Raw genomic sequence first — 22,984 nt, 5'->3', positions numbered from 1 at the left:
GTGTGAGCATCACCTATGACCACGCCGTGGGCGCCGGCGGCGTACCCATCGTCCTGATTCATGCCGGTGTTGCCGATCGCCGGATGTGGGATCCGCAGTGGGCGGCCGTCAGCGAGGCGCGCGACGCGGTGCGGCTCGACCTGCGTGGGTTCGGCGGGTCGGCCGAGCGGCCGGACGGGGTGCTGTCGCATGTCGACGATGTGCTCGCGACGCTTGCCGGGCTCGGCATCGGGCGGTGCCATCTGGTCGGCTCGTCGTTCGGGGCCGGTGTCGCGGTCGAGGTGGCGCTGACGGCGCCGCAGCTCGTGCAGTCGCTTCTGCTCTGCCCGCCGGGTGGCAGCCTGCTCGCCGAGCTCACCGACGACCTCGCGGCTTTTTTCGCCGCCGAGCGCGGTGCGCTGGCCGCCGGCGACATCGAGGCCGCGGTCGAGGCCAACATCGCCACCTGGGTGGTCGGTCCCGGCCGCGACCCCGAGAAGATCAACCCCGACTTCCAGGATTTGGTACGCCGGATGCAGCGCCGCGCTTTCGAGGTGACCGCGTCCTGGGCGGACGTCGACGAAGCCGAGCTGGATCCGCCCGCGCTCGAGCGGCTGGCCGAGATCGAGGCGCCCGCCCTGGTCCTGATCGGCGGGCACGACCTCGCCACCACCCAGGACTCCGCCGACCGGCTGTGCGCCGGTCTCCCCGGCGTGCGCCGGGTCGATTGGCCCGACGTCGCCCACCTGCCCTCGCTGGAGCAGCCGGAGCGATTCCTCGCCCTGCTCCTGGACTGGGTGGCCGGCCACGAGGGCTGAGCGCGATCAGCCCTGCTGGAGGATCCGGATCGCGTTGCCGGACGGGTCCCGCAGGCCCATGTCGGTGCCGTAGAAGTGCTTGGTGGGCTCCTGGGTGAAGTCGGTGAAGCCGCTCGCCCGGAGACCCTCGTACAGGCCCTGGATGTCGTCGGTGTTGAGGACCGGGCCGCTCAGGGCGCCCTTCGCGATCAGCTCGCGCAGCTGCGCGGCGGTGGCCTCGTCGTGCAGCGGCGCGCCCGGCTGTTCCAGGGAGATCTCGGTGCCGCCGTCGCCGGGGACGCGGACGGTCAGCCAGCGGTAGTCGCCCTGCTGGACGTCGTTGCCCTTCTCGAGCCCGAGCTTGCCGACGTAGAACTCCAGCGCCTCGTCCTTGTCCAGGACGTAGATGGTGGCGACGTTCAGCTTCGTGATCATGGTGCGCTCTCCTCTGCCATCGGGGTGGTAACCCCACCAAGGCTAAAGAAGGCACCGCGGCCGGGGCTTCTCGAAAACTGCTCGATTCGAGGCCGCGCAGTGTCGACGCTACCCGACAGATCCAGGCTTGACCGTCGCTTTCGGACTGCGGTGTTAATCCGCCGGAAATATTGACGACATCCATTGCCCCACTTAAAGTTCCGGCACCGAGAGAGCGCTCTCACGGAGGCTGTGAGTGGAGGCGTGATGGGACGAACCTTGCGGGTGATGGTGCTGACGGCTCTCCTGGCCGGCGTCGGAGCGGTGGCCCTCGGCGGCGCCGCGGACGCGGGCACGGTCGGCGCCGGCAGTTACACCGAGACTCTTCCGGCCGGCGCGAGCCTGCCGGTCGGCTGCGGCGACCTGGCCACGAACCCCCGCCAGTTCATGACCGCCAACGCGCCGGCCGGCCCGGTGCCGACCAACGACTGGTGGTCGTCGCTGGTCTTCAAGAAGTTCGACTGCGCCTACAGCGAGAACCTGCACGCGCACCCGACCAGCTACGACACCACCGCGAGCGGGCTCGGCTTCTCCTACAACACCACGCCGCAGATCAGTGGCTCGGCCACCGGGGTCGGCGAGTACCACTACATCTACCAGGAGGATTTCACCGCCGGGGTGGCCGGGCTGAATGCGCCGCGGACCCTCGTCGACAACTGGACCGACTGGACCGTCACGCCGTACTGGAGCGATGGCACCCACACCATGAAGGCGACCATCGGGCACGGCCTGCCGTTCGCGTACTTCCAGATCACCGGCGGCAACGCCCAGATCACCGCGAAGAGCACCCCGGCCGTCTGGTCCAACAGCGGCTCGTGGATCGGTTACTCGGTCGCCGGCAAGGACTACGTGGCCTACGCCCCGACCGGCGCCACCTGGACGGTCAGCGGCAACGTGATCACCTCCACGCTGGCCGGCAAGGGCTATTTCTCGATCGCCGTCCTGCCCACCGGGATCACCGACAAAATCGCAATGGCCAACAGCTTCGGTGTGTACGCGCACAACCACGTCACCGGCACCCGCGTCTCGTACGCCTACAACCAGGCCGCCAGCCGAGTTGCCACCACCTACACGTACACCACCACGGCGCGCGAGGGCTCCGGCACCGGGACCGTCATCGGCCTCTACCCGCACCAGTGGCGGGCGCTGACCGGTGCGACGCCGATCGCGCCGACCTACGTCACCGCCCGGGGCGCGATGAAGGTTTTGGTGGGCGCTACGGCGTACACCACCTCGGCGGTCTTCAATGGTGTTCTTCCCGAAGTGCCGGCGGTGGCCGACAGCGCCGCGGCCGATCTGGCCACCCTCAATGGCTATCTCGACCAGGTGAAGGACAACCCGGTCAACGTGCTGGGCAACGACACCTACTGGACGGGCAAGGCCCTCGGTGCCGGCGCGCGGATCGCCGAGATCGCCGATCAGCTCGGCCGCACCGACGTGCGGGACACCGCGCTCGCCGCCATTCGCAGCCAGCTGACCGAATGGTTCACCGCCGCGCCGGGCAAGGCGCAGAAGCTGTTCTACTACGACAAGAACTGGGGCACGCTGATCGGCTATCCGGCGTCCTACGGGTCCGATGCCGAGCTCAACGACCACCACTTCCACTACGGCTATTTCATTGCCGCCGCCGCGACGCTGGCCAAGTTCGATCCGTCCTGGGCCACTAATGCGCAATACGGCGGGATGGTGGACCTGCTGATCCGCGACGCCAACAACTACGACCGTGGTGACAACCGGTTCCCGTACCTCCGGGACTTCGATATCTATGCCGGTCATGACTGGGCGGCCGGGCACGGCGCGTTCTTCGCCGGCAACAACCAGGAGTCCTCGTCGGAGGGGATGAATTTCGCCAACGGCCTGATCCAGTGGGGGCAGGCGACCGGCAACACCGCGATCCGCGACGCCGGCATCTACATCTGGACGACCGAGTCGGCCGCGATCAATGAATATTGGTTCGACACCCGCAACGAGAACTTCCCGGCGGCGTTCGGCCACCACACGGTCGGCATGGTCTGGGGCGACGGTGGCGCCTATTCCACCTGGTTCGCCTCCGCGCCCGAGCAGATCCACGGCATCAACATGCTGCCGGTCACCGGCGGTCACTTCTACCTGGGCAACGACCCGGCGTACGTCACGCGCAACTACGCCGAGATGGTCACCAACGCCGGGCACGAACCGGCGCTCTGGCAGGACATCGCCTGGCAGTACCTGGCGCTCGGCGACGGCGACGCGGCGCTGGCCAAGTTCCGGGCCGGCAGCGGCTACACCCCGGAGGAGGGCGAGACCAGGGCGCACACGTTCCACTGGATCCGCAACCTCGCCGCCCTCGGCACGACCGACCTCACGGTCACCGCGAACCATCCGCTCTACCGGGTGTTCAGCAAGAACGGCGCCCGGACGTACGTCGCCGCGAACATCACCAACGCAGCGATCACCGTCACCTTCTCGGACGGCAAGGTGCTGGCGGTCCCGGCCGGCCGCACGGTCGCGGCGGGCGCGGTGAACTGGTCCGGCGGCAACGCGACCGGCGGCGGCATCGGCACGACTGGTAGTCCGACGCCGACCTCGTTTCCCACCACTCCGCCGACTACCACTCCGCCGACTACCACTCCGCCGACTACCACTCCGCCGACCACCACCCCGCCGACCACCACCCCGCCGGCCGGTGGGGGAGCGGTCCGGTATCTGCAGGCCGGCGGCGTGCTGGCCGGTGCCGCCGGCGGGGACGGCACCGCGACCGTGGCCAAGGCATCGGGCGCCAACGACAACCAGCCGCACTCGCCGGCGACGTTCGTCGCGACCGGCCTGAACCTGGCCTACCGCGCCGGCGCCGCGACCACGTTCGACATCGCGGTGGACGCCGGAACCTCGGTGGGCAACGCCACCCAGGCCCGGGTCTCCTACGACCTGACCGGAGACGGCACGTTCGACCGGGTCGAGACGTTCCGCTACTTCGCCACCGACCCGGTGACCGGCTGGGAGCGGTACACCGACGCGACCGGGCTGGCCACCAGTACCGGAGCCGCCGGCGCCCTGGTGAACGGCACGGTCAAGCTGGAGATCTGGAGCGCCATCGGCTCGGCCCCGAGCACGGTCGCGCTGGGCACGCTCTCCACGCTGACCCTGCCGTATCAGTGAGAGACGGCGGCCACCGCCGCGGCGGTGGCCGCCAGGCCGGCGTTCATCCGGCGAGGAACTGTTCCAGCAGGCCGGGGACGGCGGTGCGGGCCACCCGGAGGGCTTCGGCGTCGGGGACGTCCGGGACGGCGTACTGCTGCCGGCCGCCGGCCGTGGTGGCGACCAGCGTGGTCAGGCCCGCCCGGCGCTGGAACACCGAGGTTGTCATGTTCCAGCCGATCACCGAGTCGGTGTGCAGCACGTAGCGGCGTCGCACCAGGCTGCCGTGCCGGCTGACCAGCCAGTTCTCGGTGAGGGCGTGGCCCAAGCTCGCGGCGCGGTCCGCGGCCAGGGCCGCGCCGATCGGCAGCAGCGCCAGCGCCGTCCAGAACGCCCACCACGGTGCGCCGGCCAGCAGCACGAACGCCAGCACGATCAGGATCACGATCGTGCTGACCACCGCCGCCCGGGTGAAGCGGCGCCGGCGCGCCCGCGGGCCGTGCCCGGTCAGCGCCACGGTCAGCGGTTCGACGTCGCCGATGACCGTGCCGGCCACCTCGACCGCGACGGCGCGGGGCGCGGGTGGCAGCAGGATCGAACCGCCGCGGTCGGCGCCCCGGCCGACCCGCAGGCCGGTGGCGATGGCCAGGACCCGGGCGCCGTGCGCCGCCCGCAGCAGCAGCGGCTCGCTCAGTTCCACGCCGCGCAGCCGTCGTTCCTCGATCGTGGTGCTGCGGGTGGTGAGCAGGCCGCGGCGCACGTGCAGGGTGCCGCTGCGGTGCCGGCTCAGCCGGAAGTTCCAGAAGGTCAGGACGTAACCGATGGTCGACGCGATCACGGTGAACACCACGATCACGGCGGCGACCAGGAGGATCGCCACCGGCAGCGGCTGGTCCCGCAGGTACTCGATCGAGTCGTGCACGAAGCCGATCTTCGTCGGGTCGACGTGGCTCTCGTTCACCAGGCGGGAGCCGATGCCGAACAGCACGCCGATCGCGATCAGGCCGGACAGCGTGAACGGCCCGTAGCGAACCCAGGCCGGGTCCAGGGCGGCCAGCACCGACTCCTCGGTGGCCGGCTGCGGCTGAGCCGCCGACGCCGACGCTGCCGTGGCCACCGGGCGATGCAGCAGCTCACGGTGCAGATTCTCGGCGGCGGCGGCGCTCAGCCCGTCCAGCTTCACGCCGTCGTTCTTCTTGTCGGTCTGTCCGGTGCCGACGGTGACCCGGGCCAGGCCGAAGATCCGGTGCAGCACGTTCGAGGTGACGTCCACGGTGCGGATCCGGTCCCGCGGCACGGTCAGCGTGCGCCGGCGGAGCAGGCCACGGCGTACCTGCACATGGGTCGGGGTGATCCGGAAGGAGGTGGTGAAATAGCGCAGGAAGCCGATCGCGATGCCGATGCCGCCGATGCCCAGCGCCCACCAGCCGCCCTCGCCGCCGTCCCCGCTGCGCACCCCGATCAGCACCGCGACGAGCGGAAAGATCAACCGCCGAAGTTCCATGACCGGGTGTACGGCGAGCATCCGCGGGCTGAGCCGGCGCCACGCCACCTCTTCGGTGGGGCGGACCATGGTGGTCACGTCGCGTCCCCGGTGGTCTGACCGACCCGGGTGGTCAGGTCGGCGACCAACTGGTCGGCGTCCGCCACGGCCAGCCCGTCGATCTTGATGGGGCCGGCCGCCGACGCGGTCGTCACGGTCACGTTCGCGAGCTTGAACAGCTGCTCGATCGGCCCGCGCTCACTGTCCACGGTCTGCACTCGGGAGATCGGCGCGATCCGCCGTTCCTGGCTGAGCCAGCCGGTCTGGGTGTAGACCGCGGTGTCGGTGGCCTCCCAGCGGTGCACCCGGTAACGCCACTGCGGCATCACGACCAGGTGCACGGCCGCCAGCACCAGCCAGACCACACCCACGACAAGGTGTTTCCAGCCCTCGCTGTCCGCGAACCACCAGATCACCTGGGGCACGAGCAGCACGATCCACAGCACCGCGGCCCGGGCCGCCCAATACCAGAGGGCGCGGGGGCTGACCCGATTCATCGGGGGCCGCAGCCGTACGACATCCGCCGTCATGTTCACGTCTCCCACGATCGCACCCGGTGCCTAATCTTCACCGGCCCGTTCGTCGTGGGACGCCCGGGACAAATGTCATAGGACGGTGATCGTGACCTTGATGGCGGGGTGCTGGAGGCTGGCACAGACGTACCGGCCGGGCTCGTCGAGAGCGAGAATCTCGGTCTCGCCGGCCTCCAGCCGGGTGTGGTCCTTGCTGTTGCCCGGTGTGCAGCTCACGCTCTGCGGGTCACCCGAGGAGTTGACCACGGCGAAGTTCTCGGTCGCCTTGACCTCGGCCTTCGCGGGCGTGAACTTGCCGGCGCCGATGGTGAGGGTGGGGTCCGGGGCGCCGCATCCGCTGTCCCCGGCGACGGTGAGGCGCAGCACCGCGTCACCGGTCTTCCCCGAGAACTTGCCGGCCTCGGGGAACTGGATGACCTGCCGCTCCTCGAGGCCGATGACGCTGGTGACCATCCCGGCATCCGGGGCGGACCGCAGCGGGTGCGCCGCGTTCGACTTGTTGGTGACGGCCAGGTACGCCCCGCGCTGAATGGTCAGCCCGACCGGGCTGAACGCGTATCCGTCGCCCTTGTCGACGATCGCGACCTTCGTCGCCTTGGTGCAGTCGGCGCTGCCCTTCTCACTCGTCGGGCGGGCTGTCGCCGTCGCTCTTGGTGGCGCCGCGGCGGTGGGCACCGCCGGCGCACAGCCCGACAGCGCCACCACACTTCCGATAACCACACCACACACCACTACGCGCACCGCTGGCCCTCCCGCCGTCGTCCGTCATGGGTAACGGACCGCGGGTGTCGCCTGGATCAATCAGGCGTGTGTCACTGGTGCCACTGCTGGTTGTCCTGGCCGTTGCAATCCCAGACCTGCACCTTGCTGCCGTTGCGGGTGCCGCCGGCGATGTCCTCGTCGAGGCAGCGCCCGTCGTGCGCGCTCCGGATCGTGCCGTCGGAGCCGAACGACCACCGCTGGTTGTCCTGGCCGTTGCACACCCAGACCTGCACCTTGGTGCCGTTGCGGGTGCCCCCGGCGATGTCCTCGTCCAGGCAGCGCCCGTCCTGCAGGCTGCGCAGCGTGCCGTTGGGCCCGACCGACCACGACTGGTTCTTCCACCCGTTGCACTGCCAGACCTGCACCTTGGTGCCGTCGTGGGTCGGCCCGGCCACGTCGGAGTCCAGGCACCGCCCGTCGTGGCCGCTGACGAAGGCGCCGTCCCCGGCCCAAGCCGCGGAAGCCGGAGCGACAAGCGCGGCCGCGACGAGAACCAGGGCCCCCGAGCCCTTCAGAAGTGCTGCACGCATGACTGCTGTCCTCACCTCAGACCGCCGACCGACGCTGGCCAAGCGGAGGATCCGCCTCAATGTAGAGCGATTTCGCCCACTTTCGGACGATTCCCCCAGGAGGCCAAAGGTCGGACCGGGCGAGTGCGTCCCGGGCACCCTGGGACCACGGCGGGACGCGACCGCAACGGGAGCGACCAGAGCCTGGACCAGGTCCCGGCCGCGGTGACCGCCTATCGGAACCTGGTGGAAGCGGCTCGTCTCTAGTTCGTAGCGCTCTCGATCGGGAGCGATCCGGCGGAGGGCGTGAAGGAGTACGGCGGGCCTGATGCGCCGAAGCCGGTCTGGCCGGTCGTGCTCAGGAACTCGAAGGCGAACCCCGCGTGGCCGTTCGCCTGGGCGTCACCGGAGGCGAAGACCCGCAGATAGCCGTACGCCGGCTGGGTGATCGTCAGTTGCAGCGGCACCGGGTCGTGGGCCGCGCAGGTCGCGGTGCCGTGACCCAGCACGGTGTCCCCGGAGTCGCCCTGCTTGACGACGACACTGACCCGGCCGGCGCCGAGGCAGAAGAAGTTGAACGCGTAGGTGTCGGCCGGCATGTCGTTCAGATCGTCCTCGTAGGACGACGTGACCACCCCGTTGGTCGCATTGATCGAGGTGGGCGTCTTGCTGCGGTCCGCGAGCAGGTCGCCGGCCGCCTGCATCGGGTCGTCCTCCGACCCGGTCGGCCCGGGTATGACCGACGGCTCGGCGCTGGACGGGCCGGCGGGCTCGGCCGCGTTGAACTCGCCGCCACCGCTGTCGCCCGGGCTCAGCGCAACGCCCGCGCCGACCAGCACCGCGGCGACCGCGACCCCGGCGCCCACCGTGACGGCGGCGCCGCGCTTACGGCGTACGGCTGCGGCTCGGGCCTGCGGCGCGCCTGGCGGGACGATCTCGCTGAGCGTGCGGGCGCGCAGGTCTTCGAAGAGCTTCTCGAGTTCGTCGGTCATCGCGGATTCTCCTTCGGCACGGCCGCGCGCGGGTTCGGCTTCTCGGTGAGGTCGAGCTCGGCGGCCAGCGCCTGCCGGGCGCGGTGCAGCCAGGACTTCACGGTTCCCTCCGGTACGCCTTCACGGCCGGCGATCTCGGCGACGGTCAGGTCGGCGAGGTAACGCAGCACCATCGCGCGGCGCTGGTTGTCGGGCAGGGTGGCCAGCGCCGCGACCAGCGCGACCCGCTCGGGCTCGGGGCCGTCGACCCGCGGTTCGACCGGGCGCTGGCGGCGCAGGAAGGTGCGAACGGTCCGCTTGCGGCGCCATCCACTGACGGCCAGGTTCCAGGCGACCCGGCGGACCCAGGCGACCGGGTCATCGAATCGGGACATGGTCCGCCATCTTGCGTACGCCCGGCAGAACGCCTCCTGGACGACGTCCTGGGCCTCCTGCCGGTCGCCGAAGTAGGCGTAGAGCTGCACGGTGAGGTCGCCGTAGTGCGCGGCATAGATCTCGTCGAAGGACGATGTCTCGTTCGGCACGGCTGGCAGCGCCTCCGGTCTCGTTCCGGCGAATGCTGTCACGGCGACTACACGCCTGGCCCGGGACAGGCGTTGCACAGCACGATAAAGTCGTCTCGCTCGAGCGACCCGTCCGGGCCGGCGGGCGATGGCGGACTGTCAGCGTGGCATTCGGGCGATCACGTCGTCCCAGATGCCCTCGGGCAGGTCGTGGCCTACGCCGGGGTAGAGGACGAACTCCGCGCCGGGGATCTGGGCGGCCAGGTCGCGGCCGCCGCTCGGCTTGACGAGCTGGTCGTCGGCGCCGGAGACGACCAGGGTGGGTGCGGTGATGCCGGAGAGCGGTGGCAGTTTCGTGGCCCGGCCGGCGGCGAGGTGGCGCTGGGTGGTGCGTGGATTGCGGGGGGAGCGGCTCTGGCTCAGCGTCGCCATCTCGCGGACCCACTCCTCGGGGAAGGGGTAGCCGGGGGAGGCCTGTGCGCGGTAGATCGCGATCAGGTTGTCGATCTCCTGCTCCGGCGTGGTTGCCTTCGGCAGCTTGCGGAACTCGCGGTAGATGCCGAACTTCAGGTAGCGCAGGATGCGCAGCGGGTGGGCGGTGGCCGGGAAGCTCATGCAGAAGGTGAGGCCGCGGATCCGGTCGGGGTGCAACAGCGCCAGGCCCTGGGCGTACGCCGAGGCGCCGCCCAGGACGTGCGCGTCGGCCCAGCCCAGCGCGTCCATCACCGCCAGCCCGTCATCGATCATGTCGGCCATCGTGTAGATCGGGCGGCCGCCGCCGAGCAGGGCCCGCCAGGGGCTGCCGCCGGCCGGCTGGGGGTAGTGGGTGGACAGGCCGGTGTCGCGGTTGTCGTAGCGGGCCACCTGGTAGCCCGCCTTGACCAGGCGCTCGCAGAACTCGTCGGGCCACCAGACCATCTGGTAGTCGATCCCCAGCACCAGCAGCAGCGGCACACCGGAGTCGCCGAAGGTCTCGTACGCGATTTTGGCGTCGCCGTTCACGGCGTACTCAATGGTCATGTCTTGCCTCCCGTTTTTTAATGCGATCGCATGGTAACCGTCGGCGTCGGCGGGTGGCAATGCGATTGCATGGGATAAGTTCGGGGCGTGCCGAAGCAGGTGGACCACGAGCAGCGCCGACGCCTCCTGGCCGAGGCGGTCTTCGCCGTCATCGGCACGCGCGGGTTCGAAGCGGTGAGCCTGCGCGACGTCGCCGAGCAGGCCGGCGTCTCGATGGGCACGGTGCAGCACTACTTCCCGGCCAAGCAGCAGATGCTCTTGTTCGCGCTGTCGCACATGCGCGCACGCGTGCTGACCCGGCTCCAGGCCGCCGTCGCCGCGCTGCACGAGCCCGCCCGCCGCGACCTGATCCGTGCTGCCACCGCGACGATGCTCCCGGTCGACCCGGCCGGCCGCGAGGAGGCGTGCGTGAACATCGCGTTCTTCTCGGCCGCAACCGTCACACCGGCGTACGCCGAGCAGCTCCGCGACGGCTACGGCCGCATCCTGACGGTGACGGTCGCCGGCTTCCGTGAGGCGTCCCGGTCGGGCGAACTGCGCGACGGCATCGATCCCGATGTGGAGGGGCCGGCGCTCTACTTCCTCACCCAGGGCCTGGTGGGGCCGATTCTCGTCGGCCTCTACACCCCGGCCGAGGCGCTGTCGCTCGTCGACGCCCAGCTCGACCGCGTCTTTCGCCCGGCCTCACTGTGACCCGGCGGCTACCAGCGTCGCGGTGATCGGCTCGAGTTCGGCGATCAGCTCGGCGAGTTCGGTGGGGGAGAGGGCGTCGTAGGGCGGGGCGGCGAGTTCGTCGGTCAGAGCCTCGATGCGTTGCTGGGTCTCGCGGCCGGCGTCGGTGAACCGGCCGTCGGTGTCGATGAGCCCGCGCTCGCGCAGGCCGGCCATGACTGCGGCCAGGCGCTTCTTCGGGAGGTGGTGGATCCGCCCGAACGACTCCGCCGGGTAGATGCCCATGGCCAGGGCGCTGATCACGTGGGCCTCGGTGCCGCCGATGCCCGCGCCGACCAGGGCGGCGATGTGCCCGTCGCCGCGGTGCTCGCGCAGCATGGTCGCGGAGTGCCAGAGGCGGGCTATCGGGTCGCTCGGCACCGTCCGGGTGCGCATTCCGGCGTACATCATCCGGCCTGCTGTTGATTGGCTTGTTGCGGCTTTGGTGGTCAGGTCGGCGGCGCGGGTCAGGCCTGGGGAATCGGCCAGGTCGTCGCCGAGGATTCGCCGCAGGGAGGCGGCGCTGCCGCGCTCCCGGGCGGCGACCGATGCCTCGGGCGGGATCTTTTCCCATGCGCTCGGGATGTGCCGGGCGGCCTCGCCTTCGGCGAAGTTATAGAAGGCCGCGTGTACGACCTGGGCCGGCACCCGTCCGAGCGGGGCGGCGCGGCTGGCGAAGTAGCCGTCCCAGTAGGTGGGGTGGCCGAGCGCGGCCAGCTCCTCGTTGCATTCTTCGGCGAAGAAGGTGACCAGGCAGATCGGCTCCAGCAGCTCGAACATGCGGCGGGCTAGGGATTCGTTTTTCGGCTTCATACCCCCTCCACGATCAGGCGGGCCCGGATCGGACATCCATCAGGCTTACGAGTCCGTGGGGCGCGCCGCTGCCGAAGATCAGGTCGATGGTCTCGTGTGCGGCGACGGCTTCGGCGTGGGCACGGCGGAACATGACTTGTTCGTACGCGGTGAAAGCGGCCTCGATGTCGCCGGGATGAGCAGCGATGGCCTCGCCGAGTTCGGCGCCGTCGAGCATGGCGATGTTGGCGCCTTCGCCGCCGGGCACGGTCACGTGGGCGGCGTCGCCGAGGAGTGTCACGCCGGGCACGCGGGTCCATCGGTGCTGGTCGGGGAGTTGGTAGATGCTGCGGAGGACCGGCGCGGAATCGGCGTCGGTGAGCAGGGCGGTGAGCTCCGGCGCCCATCCGTCGAACTCGGCGGCGATCCGCTCCGTGGACGCGCCGGCGCCGGCGAACCATTCGACCGGGCGGTTGAGGATGACGTACGTGTGGATGACGTTGCCCGCTTCCCGGTGAGCGAGGAAGCCCTTGCCGGGGATGAGGGCGTACATGGCGCCGTCACCGACCGCTGCGGCCGCCTTCGGGTGGCGGTCGTCGACGTCGTGCAGGTAGGTGTCGATGTAGCTCATTCCGGCGTACGTGGGTTGCTCGTCCGACAGCAGCGCTCGCACCCTCGACCAGGTGCCCTCGGCGCCCACGAGGATGTCGGTGGTGGCCGTGGTGTGGTCGGCGAAGGTGAGTTCGTGCCGGCCCTGGCCGAGCGCGGTGGCGGAGAGCAGTTTCTTGCCCCATTGCACGGCGCCGGCCGGCAGTGACCGCAGCAGGATGCGCCGGATGTCTCCGCGCAGCGCCTCGGGACGGGTCAGGGAGCCGTCGTCCGGAAGCTCGGCGAGCACCTTGCCCTGCTGGTCGAGGACCCGCTGCGCGCCGCCGCCCCGGTGGATGATCGCGGCGTACTCCTCGGTCAGGCCGGCCATCCGGAGGGCCAGCTGGCCGTCGCTGCTGCCGGAGCACGACGACCGTCAGCAGTTCCTCGCCGGAGTCGACATCTTCCTGGCCGGCGTCGCTGCCGTCAGGTAGTTGCCGCCCGGATTGATCCGAAGACCGCCGGACCGCCGTAATACCGGGCAGAGATGCAGGTATCGACGGAAGGATGGTCGCGTTCGTGGCGGCGGCGTTCCCGGGTCAACCGGCAGTGTTCGAACGAGCAGCCCTTTCCGATCACGTGCCTGACGCAGAGTATCCGGGCGAACCTGCACAGTATCGGTCTCGTCAACGCGTCGCGTACATCCTGCCTGGTGACGGTGATGATCCCGCACCGCAGCGATGGTCCGGGTCCGGGCCGAACATGTACGAGACGGACTGGTCAACCCACCGGCACCGCCGAGGCCGACGCCGGCGGCCGGGCCGAACGGTATTCGTCGTGGTGGCGATGGGTGCCGTCGCGGCCGTCGCGGGCGGAGTCATCGCCTTCGGCGGCGCCGCCAAGCCGACCGCCGAGCCGGTCGCGATCGACGCGGCGCTTCAGCGGGAGACCAGGGCTGCCACGCGGAGTGAGGTACGCCTTGCGCCGACGCCGGCCAAGTCGTCCGCTTCTCCCACCCGATCGCCGAAGGCGTCGTCCAGCCCTCGGCCACCGAAGCCGGTGACGGGCCTCAACCAGGCGCAGATGAACAATGCTGCGGTGATCGTGCAGGTCGGTCAGAAACGTGGCGTTCCCCGCCGGGCGATGCTGGTGGCCATGATGACCGGGCTGCAGGAGTCCAGCCTGCGCAACCTCGCCAACACGACGGTCCCGGACTCCCTCGACGAGCCGAACGAGGGAAGCGGCGAGAACTTCGACTCACTTGGTGTTTTCCAGCAGCGTCCGAGTCAGGGTTGGGGCTCGGTGGAGCAGTTGATGAGTCCGCGGTATGCCGCGGATGCTTTCTACGAGCGGCTGCTCAAGGTGGCCGGCTGGGAGACCAGGCCCCTGGGCGAGGCAGCGCAGGCGGTGCAGCGTTCCGCAGTGCCGGACGCCTACGCCGTGCACGAGGACCGAGCAACCGAGGTCCTCGACGCGTTGCTGTAAGCCGACCTGGAGGCGCCGTCGACACCACCCAAGCGGGCCCACCACCTACCGGCAGAGCGGCGCAGCCTCTCGTCTGCCGCGGACCACGGGCCGGGCAATGCCAATCTCGCCGCCGTAGTCGAAGGTGATCCGTATCGCGAAGCCGGTCGCCGCGATGGTCTTGTGCCCCGGCGCCGAAAGGCGAGACCATCACGCATGCTCGATGCCTCGCCCGAGGACGACGCGACCGCACCGACCGTTTCCACGCCGCGTTTCGTCGGTCGCGATCGAGAGATGGCCGCGCTGCGGGGCGCCCTGGACCGTCCTCCGGCGATCGTTCTGGTGGAGGGCGAGGCCGGGATCGGCAAGAGCCGGCTGCTGCGCGAGTGGCTGGCCGCGCCGGATCAGCGCACCGCCCTGGTGTCGGTGTGCCCACCGCTTCGGGAATCGCTGACGCTGGGGCCGATCGTCGACGCGTTCCTCGGCATCGAGCGCCCGGTGCCGGGCTCGCGGCTCACCGAGCTCGCGGGCGCGTTACGGCCCCTGTTCCCGGAATGGTCCGCGGACCTGCCGCCGGCACTGCCGCCTTTGGACGATGCGAAGGCGGCCCGGCATCGCCTGTTCCGGGCCCTGGACGAGTTGCTGCGGGCTCTGCGTGTCGACGTTCTCGTGCTCGAGGACGCGCACTGGGCCGACGAGGTGACCCTGGAATTCCTGCTGTTCGTCATCTCCCGGCAGCAGTCGGACGGGCTCAGCCTGGTGATCTCCTATCGGCCGGAGGAAGTGGACGACGGGTCGCTGTTGCTGCGGCTGACGTCCCGGCTGCCCGCCGGCGTGACCCAGTTGAGGATCGCCCTGGCACCGATGCGACCCGGCGACACGGCGGCGCTGGTGTCCTCGATGCTGGACGGCAACCCGATCTCGCCGGAGTTCACGGCGTTCATGCACGACCGGACCGGCGGCGTTCCGCTGGCCGTGGAGGAGTCGGTCCGCCTCATGTCCGACCGCGCCGACCTCGTCTTCCGCGACGGGCAGTGGGTCCGGCTGAAGCTGCGTGAGCTACGGGTTCCGCCGACGGTGCGCGACTCGACCCGGGAGCGGGTGAGCCGTCTGTCGCCGACGACGCAGCAGGTGTTGCGCGCGGCGGCCACCCTGGCCGAGCCGTCCTCTTCGGCGACGATCGCGATGACCGCCGACCTGTCACCGGCCGCGTGCCGGAGCGCCATCGCGGAGGCGGCCGCCGCGGGTGTCCTGGACGCAGACGACCGCGACCGGTGGCGGTTCCGGCATGTGCTGGCCGCCACCGCTGTCTACGAGGCGATCCCGCTGACCGACCGCAGGTACTTCCACCTGCTGGCCGGCCGGGCCTTGGAGCGCCTCCATCCGCCACCCGTGGCCCGCCTCGCCCATCACTTCCGCGAGGCCGGCGAGACGCTTTCCTGGGCGCGGTACGCCGAACAGGGCGCCGAGCTGGCGATGGCCTCGGGTGACCACACGAAGGCGGTCGACCTGCTGGTCGATCTGCTGTCGTGGGCCGTCCTGCCGCCGGTGGACCGGGCGCGGGTGGCGCGCATCGCCGGGGTCGCCGCGCTGGGCCGTCGTGAACCGGTCGACGAGGTCTACCACCGCGTGATCCGCACCCTGCGCTCGGTGCTGGAGACTCCCGGCCTCTCCGCCCGCCAGCAGGCCGAGATCCGCAACCCGCTGGGCCGGCTTCTGATCACCGGGGGCGAGGCGCAGGCCGCGCTCAGCGAGCTGGAGCAGGCGGTGGCCAACCTCGACCACGACCCGGTCGAGGCGGCCCGGGCGATGACCTACCTCGGCTGGGCGTACGCGGGCCCGTGGCCGGCCTCGACCCATCGGCGCTGGCTGGATCGCGCCGCTGAACTGACCACCCGGATCGACTCTCCCGCGCAGCGGCTGAACCTGGCCGGAAACCGGGCCGCGGCGTTGCTCATGCTGGGCGAACAGGAGGCGTGGGACGTCGTCGCCGATCTGCCCGTCGACGGCACGACGGCGGCGGAGCGGCTCGACGTGGCCCGCATCCACGTCAATGTCGGCACCGGGGCGCTGATCTGGGGACGGTACGCCGACGCCGAGGAACACCTCGCCGTGGCCCTGCGTCTCGCCGAGGCCGAGCAGGCGTCCCGGTTGCAGCACAACGTCCGGCTCGAACAGGCCAACCTGGCGTGGAACACCGGCCGGTGGGACGGTCTCGCGGAGACGAGCGCGGCCCTCGCCGATGCCGACCGGGACCGGCCGGCCCATTACCTCGGCAGCATTCGCCTCGCGGCCCGGCTGGCCGCCGCAGCCGGCCGGCGGCGCGCCGCAGAGGAGCAGTTCCGGCAGGTCCTGGAGGAGTCGGCCCGGCTCGGTGCGGCCGACGACACGATGGAGGCCGCCGCCGCGCTGGCCCGGCTGTGGCTGACGGACGGAAACAGCCGCCGGGCGCTGCGGATCACGAACGAGCCGATGGAGACCGTGCGGCGAAAGGGCATCTGGATCTGGGCGACGGACCTCGTGCCGGCCCGGGTCGAGGCGCTCCTCGCCGCCGGCGACCTGACCGCGGCGACACGCCTGGTCGACCAGTTCGCCCGAGGACTGCGTGGCCGTACGGCACCCGCGCCGCGCGCCGCGCTCACCGGGTGCCGTGCCCTGCTGCTCGCCGCGTCCGGAGAAAACGGAAGGGCGGCGACGGCCTACGACCGAGCGGCGCGCGCCTGGAGCGCGTTGCCCCGTCCCTACGACGCCATGCGCGCCCGCGAGCGCCAGGCCGAGGCGCTCTTGGCAGAAGGCCGGATCGAACCGGGCCGCGAGCTGCTGGCGGCGCAGTACGAGGAGCTGTTCCGGCTGGGCGCCCGCGGCGACGCGGACCGGGTCGCCCAGCGGCTTCGCGAGCACGGCGCCGAGGTCCCGCGATTGTGGCGCGGCGGCCGGCGCGGGTACGGGGACCAGCTCTCACCTCGCGAGCTCGACGTGGTCCAGTTGGTCGTCGCCGGCAAGACGAACCGGGAGATCAGCCGGATCCTGACCAAGTCTCCGGCCACTGTGGATCAACAGCTGCGCGCGGCGATGCGCAAGCTGAAAGTGAGCTCCCGGACCGCGCTCGCGGTCAAGGCGGTCGAGGCCGGCGTGTTCGCCGAGTAGTGATGTTTGACGTATCCGCCTAATAGCTAAGGCCCCTCGTTCCGCCCGAGCATGGCTCCATGATTCATAGCCTGTGGCCGATGCATGCCTGAGGACGACTCCGCCACCGAGGACCCGCCACCTCTCGATCTGTCGCCGGAGCCGCACGACAGCGCCGACGACGACTCCGACGACCACGAGAGCCACGACCCCTACCAACCCCTGTAGGCGGAAGAGACCCCCATGAGACTCAAAACCCTCGCGGCAACGCTGGCCGTAGCGGTCGGCCTGAGCATGCTCCAGCAACTACCGGCCTCCGCGGCGGAGCCGGATCCCGGTCCGGCCGACAAGATCGCGCCGACCTTGAAGGACCGTTTCCGTACGTCTCCGTCCTCCGACTTCTGGATCACCTTCGAGACCGGGGCCGACCTCGCGCCGGCGAAGAAGATCACCGACTGGACCGCTCGTGGCCGGTTTGTCTACGACGCGCTGACCGCGGCGGCGAAGAACTCCGTGGCATCCGTCTCCACCGAACTCGACCGGGCCGGTGTCAAGTACACCTCCTACCCGATCGCCAACGCCGTACTCGTCAAGGGTGGCACCGAGAAGCTCGCCCTCGACGTAGCGGCGCGGGTGCAGGTGGCCGAGATCCACGCGACGCCGCAGGTCGCGCTGGTCGAGCCGGTGGACGAGAAAATCCCCGCCGCCTCGCGGTCCGCAGCCGCGGACGACACCGTCACGTGGGGTCTGGAGTCCATTCACGCCCCGCAGGCGTGGGCGATGGGCGCCACCGGCGCCGGCATCACCGTGTCCAACCTGGACTCGGGCGTGCAGTTCGACCACCCCGCCCTGGTGCACCAGTACCGCGGCACGAAGCCCGACGGCACCGTCGACCACAACTACAACTGGATGGCCACCCGGGGCTCGTGCGCGAGCGCGCCGTGCGACGACAACGGCCACGGCACGCACACGATGGGCACCATGGTCGGCGCCGACGGCACCGACCACGTCGGCGTCGCACCGGACGCGCAGTGGATCGCGACGAACGGCTGCTGCGACAGCACCGGCGTCGAGTCGCTGCTGCGGTCCGGCTGGTGGCTGCTCGCACCGACCGATCTCCAGGGGAACAACCCCGATCCGTCCAGGCGCCCCCAGGTCATCAACAACTCGTGGGGTCAGAACGTCGAACACGACTTCGACGACTTCTTCCAGGCCGTCGACGAGGCCTGGACCGCCGCGGGCATCTTCAGCACCTGGTCGTCGGGGAACACCTCGCCGTACGCGGACTGCGACACCGTCTCCTCGCCCGGCGCCGCCGCGGACGCCTACTCCGTCGGCGCCTACTCGTCGGACGGCACGCTCGCATCGTTCTCCCGCAAGGGCGAGGGCGAAGGCGGCAAGATCAAGCCCGAGATCTCCGCCCCGGGTGACGTCGTCCGCTCGTCCTATCCGAACGACAGCTATATCGAGATGTCCGGTACGTCGATGGCGGCGCCGCACATCGCCGGCGCCGTCGCGGACCTCTGGAGCTACGACCCGACCCTGATCGGGCAGGTCGACGAGACCCGCCGCCTGCTCGGCGAGTCGGCCGTCGACGTCGACGACACCGAGTGCGGCGGCACCGCCGAGGTCAACAACAAGTACGGCGAGGGCCGGCTCGACCTCGTACGCCTGCTGGAGCTCGCGCCCCGGAAAGGTGGCACACTTACCGGCGTCGTCACCGCCGGCGGCTCTCCCATCCCCGCCGCCGACGTGACGATCAGCGGTCCGTTCAGCCGGTCGATCGGCACCGACAAGGACGGCCGGTTCACGACGAACCTCCCGGCCGGCGACTACCAGCTCAGCACCAAGGTCTTCGGCTACCTGACCGCGACCGCCAAGGTCACGATCACCCTCGGCCAGGACACCTCGGTCACGCTGCCGCTCACCGCTGCCGCGAAGCACGACATCAGCGGCCGGGTCGTCGACGACAAGAAACGGCCGGTCCCGAACGCCGACGTCGCCATCAAGGACACGCCGCTGAAGGCGGTCCGCACGAATGCCGACGGCGCGTTCACGATCACCGCCGTCCCCGAGGGCGCGTACGGCCTGGCCGTCAAGCCCAACGCCTGCTTCTCGCCCAGCACGGTCCCGCTGACCGTCGGCGCGCAGAACGAGCCGTCCGAGATCCCGGTCGGGCTCGTCGTCGACAAGGGCGGCTACAGCTGCGCCGTCACCGAGGGCGAGTATCTGCGCGGCACCGACCCGGTCACCTTCACCAGCGGGGTGTGGGCCACGGTGCAGCTGCCGTTCCCGATCGCGCTCTACAACGGCACCCACGACACCCTCGGCATCGGACTGCGCGGCGTCATCGCCCCGGACGGCAGCACCGGACCCGGCTTCGGCGGTGCGGGCATCTTCCCGTTCTACATGCAGACCCCCGTCGAGTTCACCCCCGGCGGCGGCGTCTTCACGGCGGCCACCAAGGTCAACGGTGAGGACGCGTTCGTCGTCGAGTACCGCAACGCCAAACTCTGGGCTTGGCCGACCCGGTCGGAGTACACCGAGCCGGTCAACTTCTCGGCCACGCTCACCCGGTCGGGCACCATGATCTTCGGGTACGGCGACGGCGTCGGAACCGACGACCCGGTGACCGCCGGAGCGGAAGCCATCACGGGCATCCAGGGCTGGGCCGGCGTCGACGGCATCCGGTTCTCCGACCATGCCCCGGTGCTGCACGACGGCATGATCGTCACCTACGACCTGCCCGACTTCGGGTACCTCGACGCGACCGTCGCCGACCGGAACGACGGGCTGCCGGTGGCCGGCGCGAAGGTCTCCTTCAGCACCAAGGACGGGCTGGTCGAGACCGTCACCACCAACGGGACCGGCATCGTGCACCGCCAGCTTCCGGTCGGCGACTACACCATGACGGTCGAGGCGACGAACTACACGACCGCGGCGTACCCCTTCTCGCTGAAGGAGCTCTACGCGAAGGCCACGATCGACGCACGCCTGACCACGGGCGCCGCCGGCCTGAAGACCGACGGCCTCGACGCGCTGCTGGGCACCGACCAGAACGGCGCGGGCTCGCTCACGCTGACCAACAACGGCTCCGCCCCCCTCACGTACGACCTGGGCGAAGCCGCCCGGCACCCCGAGCTCGACGCCGCCGGCGCCACCGCGCGCACCGGCACGGGTGCGGCCAGCAAGATCGACCTCGCCGCGTGGAAGGCCGGCGCGACCGGCATGAAACCGTCGAACGTCGCCACCTCCAGCACCGCTTCCATCGTCACCGAAGCGCAGGCGGCGGCCAAGGTCGGCGCGACCTCGGGCGGCGACGTCATCACCCGGATCACCATCCCCGGCACGACCGCGGAGAAGGAACCTTCCGGCATCGGGTACGACGGCGACGTCTGGGTCCACGACTACAACGCGCGGACCAACACCGCCTACACGGTGACGGGCAAGAAGACCGGGAAGGTCTTCGACGCGTCGTGGAACCCCGCGTACCGCGCGTTCGACATGGCCCTGGACACCAAGACCGGTGACATGTGCCAGATGGAGGACAGCCCGGCCAGCTACATCCACTGCTTCAACCGGGACACCGGAAAGGAGACGCGGCAGATCAAGGGCGACTGGTCCACGCTGCAGTTGACCGGTCTCGCCTACAACCCGGCCCAGGACGTCTTCTACGTCGGCGGCCGGGCGAACGGCATGATCGGCACCGTCGCCGGCACGTCGCACGACAACCCGGGCGCGCTCCTGTCCTTCTGCGCCCCGCCGCTGCCCGAGGTGATGGGCCTGGCCTACAACCAGTCGTCGAACACGATCTGGTACACCGACCTCACCACGAACCGGCCGACCCGCCTGCTGCAGGTCGACCCCGGCGACTGCTCGCTGGTGAACGCGTGGTGGTTCCCGGGCCAGAAGACGGGCCAGGGCGGCGGCCTCGAGACCGACGCCACCGGAGCGCTGTGGGCGGCGGACCAGATCGCCGACGACGTCGTGCTCGTCGACGTCGAGGACGACCTGCTCACCGACCTGCCGTGGCTGTCGCTCTCCTCGACCGGCGGCACCCTCGCCCCCGGCCAGTCGACGACCGTCCAGGTCTCGATCTCGTCGAAGGGCGCCAAGCCCGGAGTCCAGGGCGCGAACATCGTGGTCCGGTCCGACTCCGGACGCCAATCCAAGACCTACGTCCCGGTGACGCTCACGACCACGAAGTACCAGGTCGGCGTGAACGCCGGCGGCGCGAAGCTCACCGACGGCTCCGGCTACACCTGGTCCGCCGACCAGGCCGCCGGCAAGACGACCTGGGGCTACCAGGGCAAGACAAAGGTCAACGTCACCAAGACCCCGATTGCCGGTACGCCGGACGACGCCCTGTTCCAATCGCAGCGCACCACGGCGGACAAACAGCTGTTCTACCGCTTCCCGGACGCGCCCAAGGGAACGTACGCGATCGACTTCGGGTTCGCCGAGATCGACCGGGTGGTCAGGGGCAAGCGGGTGTTCGACGTCCTCGTCGACGGAGCGCTGACCGACTACGCGTACGACCCGACCGCGGCCGTGGGGCCGAACACCGCCGACTGGCGCAAGGCGGTCGTGCAGCACGAGGGCGGTCCGCTGACCGTGGAGCTGCGCGGCTCGAAGGGCCTGAAGCCTCCGACCATCGCCGCGCTGCGGGTGACGCTCGACCCACGCGCCGACGCGGCGGAGCCGGAGGACCAGCCCGAGGAACCGGCCCCGGGCCCCGTGCCGGTGGCTCCCGCCGGTCGCTCGTACACGATGAAGGTGGCCGACGGGCTCTACCGCCAGGGCACGGAGGAGTCCGGCTGGCACGGCGACGACCTCTGCGGCGTGCTGTGGTTCAACGCCGACTACCTCCAACCGTTCTACGACACCGCCTGGGATGGCGTGTGCGTGACGACGAACGGCACGCTGACCTTCGACCGCGCCAACACGTCGGGGAACAACACAGCGCTGCCGTCGCCGTCCCCGATCGACGCGATCTACCCGTTCTGGGACGACCTCATCGTCGACGACGAGGCCGGCATCTACTTCGGCACGACCGAGGTGGACGGGGTGGCGGCGCAGGTCGTCGAATGGCGCAACGTCGCGTTCTACAGTGACCAGACGGCCCGCGTCAGCTTCTCGGTCACCCTGATCGCCGACGGACGGATCCAGATCGGCTACGGCCCCGGCGTCGGCGGCGACAACCCCCTCACCCAAGGGTCGTCGGCGACGATCGGCGTGGAGAGCCTGAACCGCAACCCCGCGGGCCAGTACGCCGTCAACCAGCCCGTCCTGAAGGCCGGCCTGGGCCTGGAATACAGCCTCCCGGCCGCAGGCACGATCGAGGGCACGGTCACCGACAAGAACGACAGCAAGCCGATCGAGGGCGCGATAGTCACGCTCAAGGGCCCGGCGGGCGAGCGGGTCATCACGACCGACGCGAAGGGCCGGTGGAAGGCCCAGGCGCTGGTAGGCGAGAACACCGTGCAGGTCGAGGCGCCGAACTACGTCACCGCCGGCCAGCCGGTGACCATCACCAAGAAGGACCAGGCCGAGGTACGAGACACGGCTCTGACCACGGGCATCGCCACCGTCACCGGAGGCGACCTCGACTGGCTGCTCGACAAGGGCAAGAAGGCGACGGCCACCGTGACCGTCACCAACAGCGGCTCCGCCCCGCTCGAGGTGCGGATCAGCGAGCAGCCACGCACCACCGAGGCCACCGACCTCCCGTGGCTGACCCTCACGGGCGCGGCGGCAACCGGCCCGGTCACGCTCGCGGCCGGCACGTCCACCACGGTCACGGCGACGGGCAACAACGCCGGCATCAAGCCCGGCGTACTCGTCGGGGACCTGCTCGTGGCATCGACCGCCGGCAAGGGCGAGACCCAGCTCAAGCCGGTCCGTCTGGCAACATCGGCTTACTGGAAGGCCGTCGACGCCGGCGGATCAGGGTACGCCGATGCCGGCGGCTCCATCTGGTCGCCTGACAGAGATGATGTTCATGAGCACCTCCCGCCGAGGTCTGACTCATCGCCTGACTGACTTCGGGTCCTTAACGGGATTTGTCGGCCTCG

The 22,984-nt window shown here is 70.4% G+C and carries 17 protein-coding genes; 7 read left to right on the top strand and 10 right to left on the bottom strand.

Annotation, left to right across the window (positions count from 1 at the left end):
- The first annotated feature begins 2 nt into the window (after positions 1-2).
- On the top strand, positions 3-797 hold the full coding sequence (locus AB0E90_RS00085) for an alpha/beta hydrolase (protein WP_360397260.1): 795 nt from the start codon (positions 3-5) through the stop codon (positions 795-797).
- 6 nt (positions 798-803) lie between these two features.
- On the opposite strand, the gene AB0E90_RS00080 is transcribed toward AB0E90_RS00085, so the two are convergent.
- Positions 804-1,211, bottom strand: coding sequence for a VOC family protein (locus AB0E90_RS00080; protein ID WP_360397258.1), 408 nt, complete (start codon positions 1,209-1,211; stop codon positions 804-806).
- Positions 1,212-1,457: 246 nt separating this feature from the next.
- Here AB0E90_RS00080 and AB0E90_RS00075 point away from each other — a divergent pair, with 246 nt between their 5' ends.
- A complete protein-coding gene (locus AB0E90_RS00075; protein ID WP_360397256.1) occupies positions 1,458-4,388 on the top strand; it encodes a glycosyl hydrolase in 2,931 nt (976 codons plus the stop codon).
- A gap of 43 nt (positions 4,389-4,431) precedes the next feature.
- Here the strand turns inward: AB0E90_RS00075 and AB0E90_RS00070 are convergent, their stop codons facing one another.
- The 7 genes from AB0E90_RS00070 to AB0E90_RS00040 all read right to left on the bottom strand — a co-directional run bounded on the left by AB0E90_RS00070 (position 4,432) and on the right by AB0E90_RS00040 (position 10,229).
- Positions 4,432-5,940 (bottom strand): PH domain-containing protein, encoded by a 1,509-nt coding sequence (locus tag AB0E90_RS00070; RefSeq protein WP_360399396.1) that lies wholly within the window; start codon positions 5,938-5,940, stop codon positions 4,432-4,434.
- 5 nt (positions 5,941-5,945) lie between these two features.
- The gene (locus AB0E90_RS00065) at positions 5,946-6,440 is read right to left on the bottom strand and encodes a PH domain-containing protein (RefSeq protein WP_360397254.1); all 495 of its coding nucleotides are present in this window, start codon (positions 6,438-6,440) and stop codon (positions 5,946-5,948) included.
- 75 nt (positions 6,441-6,515) lie between these two features.
- Positions 6,516-7,163, bottom strand: coding sequence for a hypothetical protein (locus AB0E90_RS00060; RefSeq protein WP_360397252.1), 648 nt, complete (start codon positions 7,161-7,163; stop codon positions 6,516-6,518).
- A gap of 92 nt (positions 7,164-7,255) precedes the next feature.
- Entirely contained in the window at positions 7,256-7,735 is a 480-nt protein-coding gene (locus tag AB0E90_RS00055; RefSeq protein ID WP_360397250.1) for an RICIN domain-containing protein, read from the bottom strand.
- Positions 7,736-7,977: 242 nt separating this feature from the next.
- Positions 7,978-8,706 (bottom strand): hypothetical protein, encoded by a 729-nt coding sequence (locus AB0E90_RS00050; RefSeq protein WP_360397248.1) that lies wholly within the window; start codon positions 8,704-8,706, stop codon positions 7,978-7,980.
- Positions 8,703-9,230: a SigE family RNA polymerase sigma factor gene (locus tag AB0E90_RS00045; protein WP_360397246.1), complete on the bottom strand. Its 528-nt coding sequence runs from the start codon at positions 9,228-9,230 to the stop codon at positions 8,703-8,705. Before AB0E90_RS00045 ends, AB0E90_RS00050 begins: the two co-directional genes overlap by 4 nt.
- A 138-nt stretch (positions 9,231-9,368) precedes the next feature.
- Entirely contained in the window at positions 9,369-10,229 is an 861-nt protein-coding gene (locus AB0E90_RS00040) for an alpha/beta fold hydrolase (protein ID WP_360397244.1), read from the bottom strand.
- 87 nt (positions 10,230-10,316) lie between these two features.
- On the opposite strand from AB0E90_RS00040, the gene AB0E90_RS00035 reads away from it, so the two are divergent.
- Complete coding sequence (locus AB0E90_RS00035; RefSeq protein ID WP_360397242.1) at positions 10,317-10,922, top strand: TetR/AcrR family transcriptional regulator; 606 nt, start codon at positions 10,317-10,319, stop codon at positions 10,920-10,922.
- Here the strand turns inward: AB0E90_RS00035 and AB0E90_RS00030 are convergent.
- Both AB0E90_RS00030 and AB0E90_RS00025 read right to left on the bottom strand, forming a co-directional pair.
- Entirely contained in the window at positions 10,914-11,753 is an 840-nt protein-coding gene (locus AB0E90_RS00030) for a MarR family transcriptional regulator (RefSeq protein ID WP_360397240.1), read from the bottom strand. The genes AB0E90_RS00035 and AB0E90_RS00030 overlap by 9 nt on opposite strands.
- A gap of 13 nt (positions 11,754-11,766) precedes the next feature.
- The gene (locus AB0E90_RS00025; RefSeq protein ID WP_360397239.1) at positions 11,767-12,711 is read right to left on the bottom strand and encodes an FAD-dependent monooxygenase; all 945 of its coding nucleotides are present in this window, start codon (positions 12,709-12,711) and stop codon (positions 11,767-11,769) included.
- 176 nt (positions 12,712-12,887) lie between these two features.
- Here AB0E90_RS00025 and AB0E90_RS00020 point away from each other — a divergent pair, with 176 nt between their 5' ends.
- The 4 genes from AB0E90_RS00020 to AB0E90_RS00005 all read left to right on the top strand — a co-directional run bounded on the left by AB0E90_RS00020 (position 12,888) and on the right by AB0E90_RS00005 (position 22,952).
- Complete coding sequence (locus AB0E90_RS00020) at positions 12,888-13,805, top strand: hypothetical protein (protein WP_360397237.1); 918 nt, start codon at positions 12,888-12,890, stop codon at positions 13,803-13,805.
- A gap of 195 nt (positions 13,806-14,000) precedes the next feature.
- Positions 14,001-16,931, top strand: a complete 2,931-nt coding sequence (locus AB0E90_RS00015) for an AAA family ATPase (protein ID WP_360397235.1) — start codon at positions 14,001-14,003, stop codon at positions 16,929-16,931.
- Positions 16,932-17,015: 84 nt separating this feature from the next.
- Entirely contained in the window at positions 17,016-17,138 is a 123-nt protein-coding gene (locus AB0E90_RS00010) for a hypothetical protein (RefSeq protein WP_275414741.1), read from the top strand.
- A gap of 15 nt (positions 17,139-17,153) precedes the next feature.
- The gene (locus AB0E90_RS00005) at positions 17,154-22,952 is read left to right on the top strand and encodes a S8 family serine peptidase (RefSeq protein ID WP_360397233.1); all 5,799 of its coding nucleotides are present in this window, start codon (positions 17,154-17,156) and stop codon (positions 22,950-22,952) included.
- Positions 22,953-22,984: the final 32 nt, after the last annotated feature.

This window comes from Actinoplanes sp. NPDC026619, from assembly GCF_040638295.1.
GTDB lineage: Bacteria > Actinomycetota > Actinomycetes > Mycobacteriales > Micromonosporaceae > Actinoplanes.
The sequence above is the reverse complement of the archived record's forward strand: the minus strand, read 5'-3'. Positions and strand labels throughout refer to the sequence as shown.